Genomic DNA, 18,106 nt, shown 5'->3' with positions numbered 1-18,106 from the left:
GCTGGACTAGGAAGGTCCCCGTAGTCAAAACATGTTTTTGACGCCAGCCCCACCCACGGTGGGGCATTCTTGCTATTTGAATGATCAGTCAATAAAAACGGGATTGCGCTAGGCAATCCCGTTTTTGTTTCTGTTTGGGAGAAATGTTTCCCCTAAACGTGGTTGCTATTCTTCAGGGAATACTTGCTCAATCATGTAAACATGACTCCATAGATCCCCTTCATCGTCCTCACCGATACCAGGCCAACCCGTTTCGTTAGCTTTGGAGAGCGCTTTCACTGAAAGCAGTTTTCCATCCGTTCCGACAATAGCCATGTAATCAATCGCCGTTAACTCGCCAGCGGTTATCGTAACTACCAAGAGTTTATTTTCAGAATCGGCAGTCCACGTAAAGTTGTAGTCAACCGATGGCTCTTCACCTAAATCGGTGTAGAAGCCACTGCCATCACTATTGAACGTGTACTTCTCATCTGCATCCATTCCTGTCTGGGAAATGACAATCTGGCGATCATCTCTGTCGAAGAACTCGTTGCTGAACCACACTTCTTCCGCAAGGTCAGACTTACACTCATCAATAGCCTCTAGATACTCTTCAAATGTGGCAGTGGTGAGAGGAACATCATTGACCTCATCCCACTCAGTGTTACCTGTTTGACACTCTTGAACATTCTCCATTGAACTATCAATGTATTCATCCGCCCAATATGCACCTTCCTCTGGCTCGAACACCACCATTTGGTAGCTGTCTTCGCCACGTTGAGCAATCACATATTGTTCATAGACCATGCTGGTATTATTAGGGTCAGTGACTTGGATTTTCTGACCATCAACAATCGTCCAAGCGAAATCTCCCGTGTACACACCATTACGGTATGAAGACCCTGAGCCATCACCATTGTACATGTTGGCTCTCATTTCACCGCGGCTGTTGGTTCGTAGTATCGTTTTACCCGAGACATCGTCATTGGAAGCCATGAGCGTGCTACCAGAACAAGTTTGATACGCCGTTATAGCATTATCGAAATCTTGCTGAGTCGCACCGGTTTCCATTTCACCGAATGGGCAAACGGCTTTGTCGATTAGCTCAAACGTTTCTGACCATATTTCACTGACAGATACGCCCGAATCATTAGTATAGGTTTCAAAGTGTTTTACCGACCAAACCTTGTCTACTTCACTTTCTTCAGCAATAGCAAATTTAGTGATTGATGCAGAGACAGAATCGCTGCTTGGCCCAGTTTCTTTACCAACAAGTGCCCACTTCCATATGCTGCCATCATCGTACGTTACGACTAAGTAACCCGTAGATTCTTCAATTGCCCATTGAGCATCGAACGAGTAGACACCATCTTTACCAACATGAACAGTACCACTTTCAACAAAGGTGTACTGACGAGAGCTGTCATCACCTCTGAATCGTTCAAACGTATTCCCAACGATCATCTCCGATGTGATCTTACTTTCCAGACCACCACATCCTGCAATCGCAAGCAAGAAGTCAGATTCAGTCGCGCCGGACTCAGCATTATTGGCGTAACATTCGCCCAATGGCAGATCGAGAACGCTTACGATGTCTTCTTTCGCGACTTCACTGACAAAGAGAACCTCATCGTCTTCGAGAGCTTCACCCGCCTTCTCTACACGACCTTGACGAACAACACCATCGTATTCAGAGAAGATGAATGTAGTGTTATCTTCATCCCAAATACTGCCCCATGCGGTTATGGCTGTATCAGGTACAGTGAATTCAATCAATTCCACACCAACTACTGGGCTGCCTGACCATGTGCCAGTCGCAACTTGCGTCGCGCTCATCTCTGGGTCTTCAGCCATCCAATTCATCAGGTAGTAGTTTGCGACATTGGTATCCAACAACTCCACAGCAGCGGCCATGTCACCATTACCTGACAAGTAAACACCGATAAAGTCGCCAGTGTTGGCTGGAGTCCCGACCGAAGTGCTCGTGATCAACTCATCAAGATCAGTTACCTTGCCATCGGTCGCGCCACCATCACCTTGGAACACATACGCTTCGCTCTCTTCCCACAGTTGATAGATATCATCTTCAGGTGTCAGCGTGGCTTCGACTTCTTTGGCATCTTTGCTAAACAGCTTAGTGGTGTCGGTAAATTCGTCCCAAATCTCATCCTCATTCGCATAGTCTGAAACATTGCTGCCTTCAAGATCAGTCAGAAGTGCCGATACGGTATAACTAACGGTTGATTTAAAGTTGGTCGCATACGCATAAATATCGTCGCCTTCAGAGAAATCGATGGTGTAAAGGCCATCCAACTGCTGCCAACCTGTTGCTGTCAGTACGATGCTGCTGTCTTCATCTAGATCGAAACTAAACTCACCAAAGCTGTTTAACGTCGCGATGCCTGTTAGGTTTGCCATACCATTAGCAACATCGAGCGTTTCAATGTCGATGTATCCATCTTCAATGTCGCCGTCAAAAATAAACGCGTGGTCAAGGGTTGAGAAGAAGCTTGCCGCGATTGCGTTGTTGCTCTCTTTGGAATCTCCGTCTAATGGTTTGGTATCAAACTCATCAAGGACACCGTCACCATCATCGTCATCATCTGCGTTATTACCAATACCATCACTATCCGTGTCGACGGATTCGCTCGCATCGCCCGGGAATGCGTCTTGTAGACCGTCGACGCCATCGCCATCTGCATCACCCGCTTTGGTGTTGTCGTCCGGGAACTCATCATCTAAGTCATCAACGCCGTCACCATCGCTGTCCCCTGCTCTGGTAGGATCGCCAGGGTATTCGTCTTGCGCACTATCAACTCCATCCCCGTCTGAGTCACCGACACGTTCTGGATCATCTGGGAATTCATCGTAGAGGTCATCGGTGCCATCACCATCTGAGTCGCCCGCTCGCGTTTTATCATTTGGGTAGTCATCATCCGTATCTTTGACGCCGTCGTTATCGTCGTCTAAGTCGGCATTGTCACCAATTTTATCTTTATCGAAATCGGCAGTTTCACTAGCGTTAGTAGGGAAGGCATCGTCATCGTTGTTTACGCCATCGCCATCTTTATCTAAGTCAGAGTTGTCACCCGTGCCATCGCCGTCAAGGTCGTACTGTTCGTTTGGATTATCATCGAACGCATCTAGCAAATCTGGCACACCATCGCCATCCGTATCGGTATCCAAATCGATGGTGTCGTAATCTTCTGGGTCGGTATCATTGACCGTTTTGATGGAGGAAGAAACGGTGTTGGCTGATTCAAGAAGTGTGTCATCGGTCCCTTCTGCCGCATCACCCAAATCTTCTTCATCATCGGGGAGCACATTTTGTTCTACTAGTGTTTCTGCGGCGAAAGCAGCGTCATCAAGGTCTTCTTCAATAAAGTCGCCAAGTACATCATCGGGATCAATACCCAAGTCAGCCGCAATTTTATCGACAGCATCTTGTTTCGCTTGCTCAATCTCTTCTTCAGTCGCATCGTCGTCTGTCGTCTGTTTTAGCGTGACATGAACAAGTGTAGAAAGAGGAGTGACATTGGTTTCGCCTGCAGGCGCAGACATCACATAACCCGTTGAAACTGGGCCATTATCTTCATCAATAGTTTGGCCAGGAATCGCTTTGACGACCACTGCGTATTGCCCCGGATTGGAAACGTTCGACACGTCTAAGTTGGCCACGCCGCCATCGCCAGACGTCGCTGAAGGTTCGTTGTCGTCCAATACGAAGTCACCGTCAATATCAAGCCATACCAAGGCCCCTTTTAGGTAACCATCGATCGCTTTCACGCTGTATGTACTACTTCCGGAGGAGTCTGAGGAGGATGAGCTACCGCCACCACAGCCCGATAAAACAACAGCACTAGCCAAGCCAAGAGCTAAGGAAATTTTGTTTAGTTTCATACCTATATCCATTAGTTAACTAACCAACACATATAAGCTAGTGCGAAATGACCATATCCGCCAATTTGCGAGCCATACCAAACTATTAAGTTAGAATAGTTGTTGATGTACCAAATTCATCGATATTTCAAAAAGATAGAATAGTAGTTCGATAAAGAGCATCAAACCCAAATCATTTATTGAATGAATAATTAACCTTGCTAATTAAGTAGTTACTTAACTTTTAAATTTTTTTTAACACACTGCGAATTTTGTGAATTAATGCAGTAGTTGCACTAGCCAAAATCCGTTTCGGTGACTTCCTACTCCCATTTTTGTCAAAAACAGTATCACTTTAAAGTGACACATCATAAATAAGCCCTGTTACTGAAGAGCAGTAACAAGGTTTTGGTATGACTTTAGTTGTAGTTAGGCGCGAAGAGACGCGCCGACCTTCTCAGATACGTGAGCGGCGATAGCGTCAACCACACCTGCGATATCTGCTTCTTCATACTTGTAGGCTAACTCTACGACCAATGTCTAACTCACTGAGACTATTTGTTTTTTTGAGTTTGGTTTAAGGTACTAACGACTTGAATGATTGCGTTTAGTTATAGGGTAATTTGTTCTTGGTCTTTATCCGTGAACCTCAAGCTTTTACAACAATACCAATGATATTCAAGCTTGTTTCCGCCCCTATTCCTAGTCAGCCACCTTCATTTTTTAACAATGACTCAAGTAACACCGAATACTGACTACTCCGTTACTTCTTAATACCGAGAGTAAATTACGTTTGTTGGAACAACACACCTCAGAGTGTGAACGAAAGGAATCAAAATGAGCAGCACTTTAGAGTCCGTAAATATAAGAACAGACAAGCCTCAAGCCAATGAGGATGAACTCAGTTATGAACAACAACACAAACCAAGCTCTGAATTTGAGTCCCGAGAACAGTATCTAGAGCACGAATTGCAAATAATGTCGCCTAAACGCTGGCGTCCAAACTTACCGTTTAAAGATTATCGATTTGAGATTGAAGACACCATCCCAGCAATGGCGGCGACCATTGGTAAAGTGGTCATGGTGGGCGCTATTGCAGCAACCTTTGCTGGGGCTCTAGGGCTAAATGAAGGATTTATTCTAGAAAATGTTCGATATGAATTACTGATCGCTTCCGTTTTCATTATTCTTTTCTCTGGTTTTTTATTGCCGACCGCTAACCTCGCAGGTACACACGGCCCACTTATCCCGCTAATTCCTATTGTTGTTGCCGCTGGCGGGCACCCGATGGCCTTTGGCTTGCTGATTGGCGCTTTTGGCTTACTGTTGGCCATCAGCAAAGGCGGCAGCATGTTGGCAAATCTCACCAGTAAGGGCGTGTGTGGCGGCTTGTTGCTCTACCTAGGTTTTGTTGGGACCGTTTCTCAAGTTAAAAAGCTATTTGCTTGGGCAGAAGGCATTGGTATGAGCCACATCGCTTTCGTCGTGATCTTTTGTACCATTGTTTTGTATGCGCTGTTAGAGCATTTCCGCAAGCGTTGGCTAGCCGTCCCTCTTAGTTGCTTGCTAGGCGGCACGCTAGCTTTTGCTATGGGCGCTCCGTTTTCTTTCCAAACCGAGCCTGGTTTACCTCACCTGAACCCTATGTATTGGTGGGGAGAAGAGACAGGTTGGATGCTAGGCCTTCCGACAATTGAACACTTCATGGTGGTGTTGCCGTTCGCGATTTTAGCCGTGGCAATGTGGTCACCAGACTTCTTAGGGCACCAAGTGTTTCAAAAAATCAGCTACCCAGAACGTACCGAAAAAGTACACATGAACATTGACGATACCATGACCACGGCTTCTATTCGTCAAACATTTGGTTCTTTGCTCGGTGGTACTAACTTTACCTCTTCGTGGGGGACATATATCGTGCCAGCCGCAATTGCTAAACGCCCTATTCCTGCGGGTGCTCTGTTGACGGCTCTGTTTTGCATCATCGCCGCAATTTGGGGTTACCCGATGGATTTAGCTATCTGGCAACCGGTACTTTGTGTTGCGCTAATCGTAGGTGTATTCGTCCCATTGCTAGAAGCTGGAATGGAAATGACGCGCGAAGGGAAAACCACCCAATCTGCTGCGATTGTTGTGTTTTCATCAGCGCTAGTAAACCCTGCATTTGGTTGGTCACTCACTATGCTGTTAGACAACTTAGGCTTAATCGGTTGTAAAGAACGTAGCGGTGAACTAAGCAAAATGAGCCGTTGGGTGTTGCCGGGCATTATGTTTGTGGTGCTAACCAGTGTGATGGCGTTGGTTGGGCTTTTGCCAGGGATTCCAGCGATTATTCCAAGCTTTCGCTAACCGCTAAGTACGGGTTGAATCCAATAGGTATTTAACCTCTCGGTTATATCTGTAAAAACTAAGGCCTCGCAATTGCGAGGTCTTTGGTTTTCTGAGGTGATGAACAGCTAGCTCATTTTTGCCCCAAAGTGAATTAGAACCTCAATACACCTCATTCTGCTTTTCGTTTTTTCCATACTAAAAATAATTGGACAAGAAAGAAATCTGTCCCCTTACGCTTTTTTGATGAATGCCTATGTACACACCTTTTCTATTCAACAGATTGATTAGCAGGTTTATAGTTGTCGGAGTACCATTCTTTTGTAGGGAAATTTGTAAACATGTCAGTTGAATTAGTTAAAGAGCAAGTTCGAAGGTTCGTTTCCAACGATACTCCCGAAGTACTTGCTATTAAAGGTGATTGGGGGGTCGGTAAGACTTATAGTTGGGAGCAGTACATCGAAGAGTTCAAAATCGAATGCGCCTTAAAATCATACTCCTACGTTTCATTGTTTGGGATTAATTCTATTGCCGAGCTAAAGCAAACTACGTTCTTAAACACGATTGATACCAAGCGAATTGGAGAAGCGCCTAACATCAAAGGCTATTCAAAGAAAGTTGCTGACTTGGTGAAGGATACAAAAATTCCCTATGTGAGTAAGTATGTTGGGGGTATTGGCAGCCTTATTAATTCAGTTTCTCAGCTAGCAATGAACAAGACAATAATTTGCTTTGATGACTTAGAGCGTCATAGCAAGGGAATCACTATCAAAGACTTCATGGGGTTAGTTTCTTTCTTCAAGGAACAAAAAGGTTGCAAGGTTGTTTTATTGCTTAATGAGGAAGCTGGTGACGATACTTTCAAAGATTACAAGAAGTACAAAGAGAAAATCGTAGATAGACAACTTCACTTCGAACCAACCGCTGAACAGTGCTTCGATATAATGTTTGCTGACGACTTCGAGTTTAGAGATTATGTTCGTGATTGCTGTATTGGATTGAACATCAGAAACAAACGAGTCATCAGAAAGATAGTCGACCACACAAATGAGTTTTTGGAGCTTGTTGATGACTTCGATGAAAGCATCAAGAAGCAAGTGATTCACTCCACTATAGTACTCAGTTGGTGTTACTACTGCCATGGTGCTGATGAGGTGCACATTCCAGAGTTTGCGTTTGTAAATCAATCAGGGATTAGAAAGGAAAACGAAGAATCGGGATGGACGAAAGAAATAACCGTTCGTTGGAATATGACGTTAAATCGATATGGTTACGGATATACCGATGAAATCGACTTGGCTGTTGCTCGTGGTATTGAGCAAGGTTTTCTTGACAAAGAAAAGTTGGTTCCTCTTTGTGTGCATAAACAAAAAGAGTTAGAAATTCAGAAAGCTAGTAAAAAGTGGGAGCATGCTTGGAAGCTATTTCACGGCTCTTTTGACAATAACGAAAATGATATTGCTTTAGCTTTTGAAGAGGGAATGCGAGATATAGCACCTAATACTTCGGCTTCTCAATATAGCTCTGGATTGAAGGTGTTACGTACGATCGGGCAAAACGATAAAGCGGATGAATTGATTGAGCTGTTTATCGACTCTAGGCGTGACAATCCTGAAGCTCTTGATGTTGATAGTGCATTTTCATTTGAAGTTAAAGATAAATTGTTTGTTGAAAGGTTGCGTGAATCATATTTAGAGTTAAAACCAGAACTGACAGTGCAGGATATATTGGACTTGCGACGTGGCTCAAATTCTTATAACACGCCTGAAGCAGCTGTATTGGCTAAGCTCGACGTTAATGAAATTTATGACTTATTTATGAGCTTTAAAGGTGAAGAGTTAACGGAATACATTCGTGTCTTTTTATTACTTGCAGGAAGCAACGAGGATTTGGCAACTAAGGTTCATGAAGCTCTGACCAAAATATCAAGTATTAGTGACTTAAACGCGTACCGAATGGGTAAGTTTCAAAACTAGTATACGCATTTGAGTAATCCGATTAATTAGAGTGCTCCAAAGGACTTGACTCAGAAATGTCCACTAATGAGCTAACACCACTCCAAACAAAAAAGGCCTCGCAATGCGAGGCCTTTGGTTTTCTATCTAATCAGAATTGATTAGTCACGCAGTGACGCACCGAACTTCTCAGATACGTGAGCAACGATAGCGTCAACCGCGCCAGCGATGTCTGCATCTTCAAGCGTACGCTCTACAGATTGTAGTGTTAGCGCGATTGCTAGGCTCTTCTTACCTTCTTCAACGCCTTTACCAACGTAAACGTCGAACAGTTTCGCGTCTTTCAGGAACTCACCACCTTGCTCTAGACACGCTGCAACGATGTCGCCAGAAGCGACTGCTTCGTCAACAACTACTGCGATGTCACGACGGTTTGATGGGAACTTAGAAAGCTGAACTGCTTCAGGGATCACTTTCGTGCTGATTGCAGACCATTCCACTTCGAATACGATAGTACGACCGTTTAGGCCAAACTTACGCTCTAGTTCTGGGTGAACGGTACCAATCACACCTACCTGCTTACCATCAACGATGATAGCTGCAGATTGACCTGGGTGAAGCGCTGGGTTCGCTGCTTTATCTTCAGCAGATAGTGCTGCGAAAGAGTAAGCTGCTTCGTTAGCTGTTAGCTCAAGAACCGCTTCTAGATCGCCTTTAAGGTCAAAGAAATCAACTGTGTTAGTTTCGATGTCCCAGTGCTCTTCGCTGCGAGTACCTGCGATAACACCTGCAAGCATAGGCTCTTGGCGCATACCGTTTTCAGCAGACTCACAAGGGATGAAACGTAGGCCGTATTCGAATAGACGAACGCGTGGCTGTTGACGTTTCTGGTTGTGAACCACAGTGTTTAGTAGACCTTGGATTAGGCCTAAGCGCATTGCTGACATATCCGCAGAGATTGGGAATGGCAGGATTAGCGGCTCAACACCTGGAACAACAAGCTTTTGCTGCTCTGGTTCAACGAAGCTGTAAGTGATCGCTTCTTGGTAACCACGGTCAACAAGTAGGTTACGAACGCGTTTTAGCGGAATGTTCGCTTCAACGTGGTCGTGCATCTTAAGTGCTGCCGCTGGGTTTTGATTAGGGATGTTATCGTAACCGTAGATACGACCTACTTCTTCAATTAGGTCTTGCTCGATTGCGATATCAAAACGCCATGTTGGTGCAGTTGCTGTCCAACCTGCGTCTGTTGTTTCAACCGTTAGGCCAAGACGCTCTAGAATTTCAACAACATCGCTATCAGCAATGTGATGACCTAGTAGGCTGTCTAGCTTAGTGCGACGTAGTGATACTGTGTTTGCTTTTGGTAGGTCAGCTTCTGACTCTACAGCAACAACAGGGGCTACTTCACCGCCACAGATCTCAACGAGAAGCTCTGTTGCACGCTCCATTGCGCTTGTTTGCAGTGCGAAATCGACACCACGCTCAAAACGCATTGAAGAATCCGTGTGTAGACCGTAGCTACGAGCGCGGCCACGGATGTGGTCTGGTGCGAAGAATGCACACTCAAGTAGTACGTCTTTAGTTTCAGTCGTTACACCAGACTCTTCACCGCCAAAGATACCTGCGATAGCAAGTGCTTTGTTGTGGTCTGCTACTACTAGAGTATCAGCGTTTAGCTCAGCTTCATTGCCGTCTAGAAGAGTTAGCTTCTCGCCTTGCTCTGCCATACGAACGACGATGCCGCCTTCAATCTTAGCTAGATCGAATGCGTGCATTGGCTGGCCTTGCTCTAGAAGAACAAAGTTAGTGATGTCTACTACTGGATCGATAGAGCGGATACCACAACGGCGCAGTTTTTCTTGCATCCATAGTGGCGTTTCAGCTTGAACATTTACGTTCTTAACCACGCGGCCAAGGTAACGTGGACATGCTGCAGTCGCTTTCACTTCGATAGAAACAGTGTCGTCGATGGCTGGTGCTACTGCGTTTACTGCAGGCTCAGTTACGTCAGCACGGTTTAGAACGCCAACTTCACGCGCCATACCACGGATGCTGAAACAGTCAGCGCGGTTAGCCGTTAGGTCTACGTCTACGGTTACGTCGTCAAGACCTAGGAATTCACGGAAATCAGTACCGATTACTGCGTCTTCTGCTAGTTCCATGATGCCATCTGATTCAACGTCGATACCTAGCTCAGAGAATGAACACAGCATGCCGTGTGATGGTTGACCACGTAGTTTTGCTTTTTTGATTTTGAAATCGCCTGGTAGAACAGCACCAACAGTCGCTACAGCAACTTTGATACCTAGACGACAGTTAGACGCGCCACAAACGATGTCTAGAAGTTCTTCCGCGCCAACATCTACTTTAGTTACACGTAGTTTGTCAGCGTCTGGGTGTTGACCACACTCAACCACTTTACCTACTTTAACGCCAGTAAAAGAACCAGCGACAGGTAGTACGTCGTCTACTTCTAGACCCGCCATTGTGATTTGGTGTGTAAGTTCGTCAGTCGATACCGCAGGGTTTACCCACTCACGAAGCCAAGATTCGCTAAATTTCATAGTGATGGTTCCCCTGGATTACTTGAACTGTTTTAGGAAACGAAGGTCGTTCTCGAAGAACGCACGAAGATCGTTTACGCCGTAACGAAGCATAGTTAGACGCTCAACGCCCATACCAAATGCGAAACCAGAGTATTTCTCAGGGTCGATGCCTACACTGCGAAGTACGTTCGGGTGAACCATGCCACAACCTAGAACTTCAAGCCATTTGCCGTTCTTACCTTTCACGTCTACTTCTGCTGAAGGCTCAGTGAATGGGAAGTAAGAAGGACGGAAACGAACTTCCACTTCTTCTTCAAAGAAGTTACATAGGAAGTCGTGCAGAATGCCTTTAAGCTGTGCGAAGTTTACGTTTTCGTCTACTAGCATGCCTTCCACTTGGTGGAACATTGGCGTGTGCGTTTGGTCGTAGTCGTTACGGTAAACACGGCCCGGTGCGATGAAGCGGAATGGTGGTTTGCCATTTTCCATCGTACGGATCTGAACGCCAGACGTGTGAGTACGTAGCATGAGATCTGGGTTAAAGAAGAACGTGTCGTGGTCAGTACGCGCTGGGTGATCTTCTGCGATGTTTAGTGCATCAAAGTTGTGGAATGCATCTTCAATCTCAGGACCAGACTCAGTGTTAAAGCCTAGCTCACCAAAGAACTGTTCAATACGCTCAACAGTACGAGTCACAGGGTGTAGACCACCGTTCTCGATACGACGACCTGGTAGAGTCACGTCGATTGTTTCTGCTGCTAGCTTCGCTTCTAGCTCTGCACGTTGTAGTGCATCTTTACGAGCTGCGATCGCTTGTTGAACAACGCCTTTCGCTTTGTTGATCTCTTGACCAGCTTCACGGCGCTCTTCTGGTGGTAGTTTACCTAGGCTTTGAAGTTGAGCTGTTAGCTCACCTTTCTTACCTAGATACTGAACACGCACTTCATCAAGTGCAACTAACGAATCTGCTGCTTCAATAGCGGCGTTCGCATTAGCAATGATCTCTTCTAGATGTTGCATCGTTTCCTCATCTACCTACACCTACATGCAATAGGCATAAGTGGTAGTGTCCATTCTGGGCTACTCGCAAAGTGCGATTACCCGACAGGGATTTTGGGTCTATAAATAGCTCTACATAGTAACGAATGACAGGGTCAAATCCAAATTGAAATCTTGCTATTTACCGCCTTTGGGTAAAAATTCGCCTCAATGCTTGATAAAACAGGCTTTCAGACCAATCTATAAAGCAATGACTGAACCCAAAGGAAGAGAAATGGCAGTGTTAATTGAACCGATTAAGGCACATCAAGATGATCAGATCTGCAAGATAATCAAAGCGGTTGGTGCCGAATTTGGTGCCATCGGCGAAGGGTTTGGTCCATCGGACCCAGAAGTTCTTGCCATGAGCCAGTACTACACCGCACAAAACCGAAGCTTATATCTTGTAGCAAGCCTAAATGGAAAAATTGTTGGCGGGTGCGGCATCGCGCCTTTTCAAGGTTCGAACACAGTTTGCGAGCTAAAAAAGCTGTTCTTATTGGAAGAAAGTCGCGGTCATGGCATAGGCCAAGCGCTCAGCGAGCAGTGCTTAACCTATGCGAAAGAACAAGGATTTCGTGAGTGTTATCTCGATACACTCACTTCTATGAAATCCGCTATTCGATTGTACGAAAAACTGGGGTTTGCCCACCTAGATCAGCCTTTAGATGGAACCGAACACAGTGGCTGTGATGTCTGGATGCTGAAGTCACTCGATTGAACCGTGGCAACTTGATTTCGCCCCGACGACTTCGCTAAGTACACCGCATTGTCGGCCACTTTAATCAAGTCATTATAATCGTTCATATTTGGCGTGCGTACACCAACCCCGACACTGATGCTACCTCGCCAAACGCTTTCTCCCACCGGAACCAACATTTGGCTTACTCTATCTCGTGTAATTTCGGCGATGTGCAGCCCACCTTCAAGATCGGTGTTTGGACAAATGACAAAGAACTCATCTCCACCTAAGCGACATACCAAGTCATCACTTCTAAACGAATGAGCAAGATTTTGCGACAACTCGATTAGCAGTCTATCCCCTGCATCATGACCTGCCGTGTCGTTCACTTGTTTAAAGTAATCCGCGTCAATCATGATGCAAACCAAAGGCTCGTTGTTTTGCACTGATTCTTGCCAGTAAACCTTGAGTTTTCGGATGGCGCAGCGTCGGTTTGGTAAATTGGTCAAGGAGTCCGTCAACGACAGTTCTTCTAACTGCTTGTTTGCTTCAGATAGCGCTTTGGTTCGCTGCTCTACCTTGTCTTCCAAGCATTGATTTAACTCGAGCAGCTCTTTGTTGCGCTCTGAAACTTGTTCAAACAAACCATTGAGTGCCTTAAGCAGCGGCTCCGTTGAGCTGTCTTGTTTTCTCTCTTCATTGAGCCAAGCGGTCTTTGGGTCTACCCCTGCTTCTATCTGTTTGACTTGGCGAGACATATTCTGATCGATGCCGAGAATATGGTAGGCAAGCCAATGAATCAAAAAGTTAAGTAAGTGTTCCGACGCCTTTTTGTTCTCGTCGCTGATAAACGCTTGCATGCTAATGATGTCAGCCATAAACGCGCGATGAACCTTCACATGCTCTTCAATATGTTCCGAGTAAACCCCAGCACTGCGCATGAGGTTTTCTTCTTCTTTGAAATGAAATTCTGCATAACGAGAAAGTTCAAATAACGCCATTCGAATATCTTGAATTGAGATACTGTTTTTAGCGATTAACTCTCCATACCGATTGATGATCTCAACGAGATACTGATGCTGTTCATCTACTTCATCAATACCTGTCGTGTAGCATTTGTCCCATTGAAATGACTGCATCGACCGTTCGCCCTTGTCTATAATTTACTGGGTTTAATTTAATAAATTTATAATAACCATACCTTGTATATGGAATTCTACATAGATTTTATTCATTTCACCGACTGAAACACGAAAAAAGGGAGCTAGATCAGCTCCCCATGGTTTGGAATCCATATCACTTATTTAAATAGTGATTCGGATCTCTTTAGAAGTAATACTCTAATGAAATTTCAACGAAATCGTCTTTTCGAGCAAAGTACAACAGATCGTCTGGCGTATCGTTTTCAAACAACCAGCCATTCACAGTCCAGGACAAATGATTCGTTAAGCGACTTGATGCCTCAAGTTTCGCACTGTATACGTCCTGATTATCGAGGTCTTGAGTGATGCCAACCAAGATTTCAGTGCTGTCCTCATCATTGAGGGCAATTCTGGTCCCCGCAAATACGTCGTTTTGTCCAATCGATTGGGCATTGTTTCCACGGCTGTCATACAAATACTCAGCGATCAAGCCGATGTCCCAAACTGTACCAAACGCCCCCACAATGGTGTATTCAAACCCACCGACCATACCTGTGTGGTGGTCGTCACTATCTCGGTAGATGCTTTCAAGTTTCCACAACCAATCACCCACGATCCCTTGTAGATCGACCCCTACTTGCTTTGCTTGAGCATAATAAGGCTGAAGCTCTCGACCATTGAAGCGATAATAGGGATCTCGGTTTGTCCCCTGAAAATAGCTGACGCCTAAGTCCCAATCCCCCAGCATTTGTGAATAACGAAACGCCACATCGACGTGCTTCTCTTCTCGGCTTGATTCATAAATAGCGTGGCTCGAGACAGGCACTGTTGGCCTTAAACGCCCATCTTCCCCTGCAAACGTTCGTTCTCGAAAGTACGGCAGTATCATGGCATCAAGCGTTCCCCAATCTTGAATCGACGTAAAGTGAACCATTGGTTGGCCTAGCTTATCTTCTCCATCCAGTGACTCAATTGCATCGGTTTGATTGACAACATCAACAAGGTGCGCAGACTCCGTGACTCCCCAAAACACTTTACCGACGCCAACTCGAACTTCGAAGTCGTCCCAATATTTCAGATAGAGCGCCTCACGGATATCACCATGTGTTCGCTCTTCGTCCAAGCTGTCGACACGATAAAAAGGCACAAATGTAAAATCAGAGCTGTCATTAATTTCCCAATACAGCTCGGGCTCTAAAATAAGCGAGCTTTGCCCTTTATCCTGACCTTGTAGCCCTTCAGAGAAAAATTGACGATGCTCGACGGTGGACTTCCCCGCCAACTCGAAAGCGTGACAATGTAACGCAAACAGAGTCAGAATTGAGCTCGCTGCCAGTCGCCAAGCGCAAGCATTAACACTTTGCTTCATGGTTTATTTCACCCTTTTGAGTATGTTTTTCTCGAAATCTTTTTCGCTGAGCCCCGTTTGGAAATCTAATTGGCTGGTGGTCAGCAACGTACTTTTACCCGTTTGATGATTCACCATCGCCATGGTGTGAGCTCGCCAGTATTGATTGAGATACTGTTTATAATCTTCAAATTGCAATGTTTTAAGCAGTGCACCTTTGCGATCATAAAACTCGACTTTTATTGGTCGATAATGTTGCTGATCTAGCCACACAAGTTGCTTGGTGTAACCTGAGTTTTTGTCCGTCGGTACTTGCTCCAACACGTAGCTTTCGACGCCTTCTATCGCCTCATTGCGTAGATAGTTAAAGGAGTACTTTTCGAGTTCAAATGAGCTCAGATCCTCGTAAGCGAATTCGCTGCCCATAAAAGGGCCTGACTTGTTGCGTGAGGAGATTCTTTTCACTCGCTTCAATGCAGGCAAATAAAGCCATTGGTCGTCCGCATCCAAGGTGTGGGAATGATTTAGAAAAGCCGTCCCTTTCACATCTCTCGGTTGGTCAAATATCGTGAGCCCTTTGTCGCCATCGCCATCGACCTCAAATGACTTCAGCCTCATTGCACGCGTGCTGCTCTCGCCTTGTGCGTTTTTCAAAACCATTTCCATGGTAGCGATGGAGTCTTTCCAACCTTCATCTCTTGCTTTGCGCTCCTTGGCGATCTCCAGACCACGCTCTGGAGATGCGATCACTGGTCCAGTAAACGTAATCAAAACCGCCAATGCCATTGTATTAATCAGTGTCTTTCTCAATGTGTTCATCGTTATATCCTCATTAACCTTGGGTTGGAGCTACAGCCGTGGTAGACAATGTTTGTTCTTCTTGCTTTTCGGTATAACTCGCCGTATCAAACTTCATTAACAATGCAGGAAGGAAAATAAAGTCCACAACCAGTGCAATGAAAATGACAAGTGCACTTAGCTGGCCCATGTCGGCGTTCAGCCTAAAACTCGACATCGCGAGTACGGAAAAACCAGCAACCAGAACAACCGTAGTTATCCATAGCGCGCGCCCTACCGTGTGAAATGCGTATCGAACTGCCTGCTCCGCAGATTGACCTTGCAGGCGGGCGCGTTGGTATTTCGATAGAAAATGCACGGAATCATCGACAACAATTCCCAGCGTCAGCGTCACGACCACAGAGAGCCCCAAATTGATTTCTCCGGATAGAAGAGCCCACAAACCAAAGCCAATTATCGCTGGGGCCATGTTAGGCACGACGCTGATTAAGCCCAAACGTAGTGAGCGAAGCGCAAAAATCATCAGTGCAGAAATTAGAATGAGTGTCACCGGAAGAGTGGACAGCATACTTGCCATGTTTGTTTCTCCGATGTGGGCAAACATCAATGATGGACTTGATGCGACCACCTCATATTGAGGAGCATGTTGTGCAAACCACGCGTAGATTCGGTTTTCTAGATCGACCAACTCAACACTACCTAGGTTATCGACTGTAACCACCATTTTAATCGAGGACTTATCGACGTTAACTTGGTTGTTTAAGTCCAACCCGTAAGGAAGAGACATCTCGTAAAGAAGCAAGTATTGAGCGGCTAACTCTCGATCCAACGGAAGTGTGTAGTAACTTTGATCATCAGCATGCATATTTTTGTTGAGACGCTTATACACATCAGAAAGCGTCGCGACGTGATCCGCTTCTGGTTGATCTCTTAACCATTGAGAGAAATCACCAATCGCTTTTAGGAACACAGGATCCGCTATGCCTTGGGATTCATTGGTCTTAACCGCAATACTTATATTCGTCATACCGCTGATTCGCGCTTCCATAAAATCTGCCGCTTGTCGAAACTCACTTCGTGAATCGAAGTACTTCACCGACTCGTCATTCACCTTGTTCAAAGGCACGAGCGCTGCGGATATTGCAATCACAATCGCAGATACCGGTAGCAAGGCGTTGCGGTTCGAGACAACCCAATCGCCCAACTTGTCCATAAAATCATGAGAGCCTTGTTGCGTCTTATCCACCTGTTTGACTTTGATTGGTAACACCCGTAGTAACGCAGGAAGCAACGAAACAGAAAGAAAACACGCGATCATCACGCCCAGTGCAGCCAGGTTGCCAAAGTCTCTCAGAACCGGTGAGTCAGACATGTTCATCATCAAAAAGCCAATTGCCGTGGTGACCGACGTCATTAGAATTGGCATAAAGTTAATCGCAACACTTTGATCAATGGCGAACGGCTTTGAGTGCCCTTTTTTTATGTTCTGACGCATAGTGGCAATTACATGGACACAGTCGGCTACTGCAAGGGTCATTACCAAGGTGGGGATATTAACCGTTGCTGTACTAAGGAACATGCCAGCCCAACCTGATAACCCCATAGTTGCCATCACAGACGCGATAATGACCACGAGAGTAGCAATCACGCTAAGAAAAGAGCGCAACATAATGGTGAGAAACAGCAAAATAACCAATAGCATGGTCGGGACGAGTGTCGCGCTATCATCTTGCGCGGCGACCATAAAGGCGTGGTTCATCGCAACAATGCCCGCTTTATAAAACTCAACGTTTGGGTATTGCTGCTGATACTTCTCAATCAACGCATTTGCACTGTCGATCACTTCAATCGCTTCTGCCGTTTCATCAATTTGCGGTAATTGGACGGTAATGTTCACGACCGTGACATCCCCTTTCCCGGAAATAAGCGAGTGTTTTACAACAGGCTCCGACAACGCGATACGTTTGATCTTATCGATTCGTGCATCTGTTAGTTCGTATTCTTCTAACAGCAAGTCTTCGACAATCAAGTCATCTTCTAGCGCTTCGGTATGCTGATAATTGGCGAGTGAGTCGACGCGACTCGAATAAGGGATTTGCCACGCATCTTTGGTCAGTTGCTGGACAAGAGACAAGGTTTCACCTTCAAAAACCTCGCCGCTTTTCGGCGCAATCACTATAGACAAATTGTCTGATTTTGCGAATGTCGTTTGGATCTCGTCGTACGCTCTTAATTGAGCATTCTGCCCATCAAAAAATATGTTGTAGTCCCCTCTGAAGTAGAGGTTTTTCCCGCCAATGGTTGCCACAACGACAAGCAACATTGTTGCGAATAACATCCACCAGCTAAAACGGGTGGGCATGGTTAGCCAATAGGGAGGCTGTTTTGGGATCGGTTGTTCGGTATTCATC

General features: G+C 45.6%; 10 protein-coding genes. 3 read left to right on the top strand and 7 right to left on the bottom strand.

Annotation, left to right across the window (positions count from 1 at the left end; genetic code table 11):
* Positions 1-165: 165 nt before the first annotated feature.
* Positions 166-3,879, bottom strand: a complete 3,714-nt coding sequence (locus ACUALS_RS06160) for an AAA family ATPase (protein ID WP_454449100.1) — start codon at positions 3,877-3,879, stop codon at positions 166-168.
* Between the two features lie 816 nt (positions 3,880-4,695).
* Here ACUALS_RS06160 and ACUALS_RS06155 point away from each other — a divergent pair.
* Positions 4,696-6,204 carry a DUF3360 domain-containing protein gene (locus ACUALS_RS06155; RefSeq protein ID WP_454449099.1) on the top strand — a complete coding sequence of 503 codons (1,509 nt, stop codon included), beginning with the start codon at positions 4,696-4,698 and terminating at the stop codon, positions 6,202-6,204.
* A gap of 320 nt (positions 6,205-6,524) precedes the next feature.
* A complete protein-coding gene (locus tag ACUALS_RS06150) occupies positions 6,525-8,159 on the top strand; it encodes a hypothetical protein (RefSeq protein ID WP_454449098.1) in 1,635 nt (544 codons plus the stop codon).
* A gap of 140 nt (positions 8,160-8,299) precedes the next feature.
* On the opposite strand, the gene pheT is transcribed toward ACUALS_RS06150, so the two are convergent.
* On the bottom strand, positions 8,300-10,705 hold the full coding sequence (gene pheT / locus ACUALS_RS06145) for a phenylalanine--tRNA ligase subunit beta (protein ID WP_454449097.1): 2,406 nt from the start codon (positions 10,703-10,705) through the stop codon (positions 8,300-8,302).
* 18 nt (positions 10,706-10,723) lie between these two features.
* A complete protein-coding gene (pheS, locus tag ACUALS_RS06140) occupies positions 10,724-11,707 on the bottom strand; it encodes a phenylalanine--tRNA ligase subunit alpha (RefSeq protein ID WP_004413586.1) in 984 nt (327 codons plus the stop codon).
* Positions 11,708-11,960: 253 nt separating this feature from the next.
* Here pheS and ACUALS_RS06135 point away from each other — a divergent pair, with 253 nt between their 5' ends.
* Positions 11,961-12,446 carry a GNAT family N-acetyltransferase gene (locus ACUALS_RS06135; protein ID WP_038214936.1) on the top strand — a complete coding sequence of 162 codons (486 nt, stop codon included), beginning with the start codon at positions 11,961-11,963 and terminating at the stop codon, positions 12,444-12,446.
* Here the strand turns inward: ACUALS_RS06135 and ACUALS_RS06130 are convergent.
* The 4 genes from ACUALS_RS06130 to ACUALS_RS06115 all read right to left on the bottom strand — a co-directional run bounded on the left by ACUALS_RS06130 (position 12,383) and on the right by ACUALS_RS06115 (position 18,105).
* Complete coding sequence (locus ACUALS_RS06130; RefSeq protein WP_038189277.1) at positions 12,383-13,546, bottom strand: GGDEF domain-containing protein; 1,164 nt, start codon at positions 13,544-13,546, stop codon at positions 12,383-12,385. The two genes, ACUALS_RS06135 and ACUALS_RS06130, sit on opposite strands and share 64 nt — an antisense overlap.
* A gap of 187 nt (positions 13,547-13,733) precedes the next feature.
* The gene (locus tag ACUALS_RS06125; protein WP_454449096.1) at positions 13,734-14,918 is read right to left on the bottom strand and encodes a hypothetical protein; all 1,185 of its coding nucleotides are present in this window, start codon (positions 14,916-14,918) and stop codon (positions 13,734-13,736) included.
* Between the two features lie 3 nt (positions 14,919-14,921).
* On the bottom strand, positions 14,922-15,683 hold the full coding sequence (locus ACUALS_RS06120) for an outer membrane lipoprotein-sorting protein (protein WP_443088963.1): 762 nt from the start codon (positions 15,681-15,683) through the stop codon (positions 14,922-14,924).
* 46 nt (positions 15,684-15,729) lie between these two features.
* Complete coding sequence (locus tag ACUALS_RS06115) at positions 15,730-18,105, bottom strand: efflux RND transporter permease subunit (RefSeq protein WP_454449095.1); 2,376 nt, start codon at positions 18,103-18,105, stop codon at positions 15,730-15,732.
* Position 18,106 lies beyond the last annotated feature (1 nt).

The organism is Vibrio sp. NH-7 (genome assembly GCF_053643215.1).
This window is presented reverse-complemented; position numbering and strand designations above follow the sequence as displayed.

What these genes read in the sequence shown, in the direction of transcription:
- ACUALS_RS06160 (WP_454449100.1), bottom strand. Translation starts at nt 3,879, where the DNA reads ATGAAACTAAACAAAATTTCCTTAGCTCTTGGCTTGGCTAGTGCTGTT.
- ACUALS_RS06155 (WP_454449099.1), top strand. Translation starts at nt 4,696, where the DNA reads ATGAGCAGCACTTTAGAGTCCGTAAATATAAGAACAGACAAGCCTCAA.
- ACUALS_RS06150 (WP_454449098.1), top strand. Translation starts at nt 6,525, where the DNA reads ATGTCAGTTGAATTAGTTAAAGAGCAAGTTCGAAGGTTCGTTTCCAAC.
- pheT (WP_454449097.1), bottom strand. Translation starts at nt 10,705, where the DNA reads ATGAAATTTAGCGAATCTTGGCTTCGTGAGTGGGTAAACCCTGCGGTA.
- pheS (WP_004413586.1), bottom strand. Translation starts at nt 11,707, where the DNA reads ATGCAACATCTAGAAGAGATCATTGCTAATGCGAACGCCGCTATTGAA.
- ACUALS_RS06135 (WP_038214936.1), top strand. Translation starts at nt 11,961, where the DNA reads ATGGCAGTGTTAATTGAACCGATTAAGGCACATCAAGATGATCAGATC.
- ACUALS_RS06130 (WP_038189277.1), bottom strand. Translation starts at nt 13,546, where the DNA reads ATGCAGTCATTTCAATGGGACAAATGCTACACGACAGGTATTGATGAA.
- ACUALS_RS06125 (WP_454449096.1), bottom strand. Translation starts at nt 14,918, where the DNA reads ATGAAGCAAAGTGTTAATGCTTGCGCTTGGCGACTGGCAGCGAGCTCA.
- ACUALS_RS06120 (WP_443088963.1), bottom strand. Translation starts at nt 15,683, where the DNA reads ATGGCATTGGCGGTTTTGATTACGTTTACTGGACCAGTGATCGCATCT.
- ACUALS_RS06115 (WP_454449095.1), bottom strand. Translation starts at nt 18,105, where the DNA reads ATGAATACCGAACAACCGATCCCAAAACAGCCTCCCTATTGGCTAACC.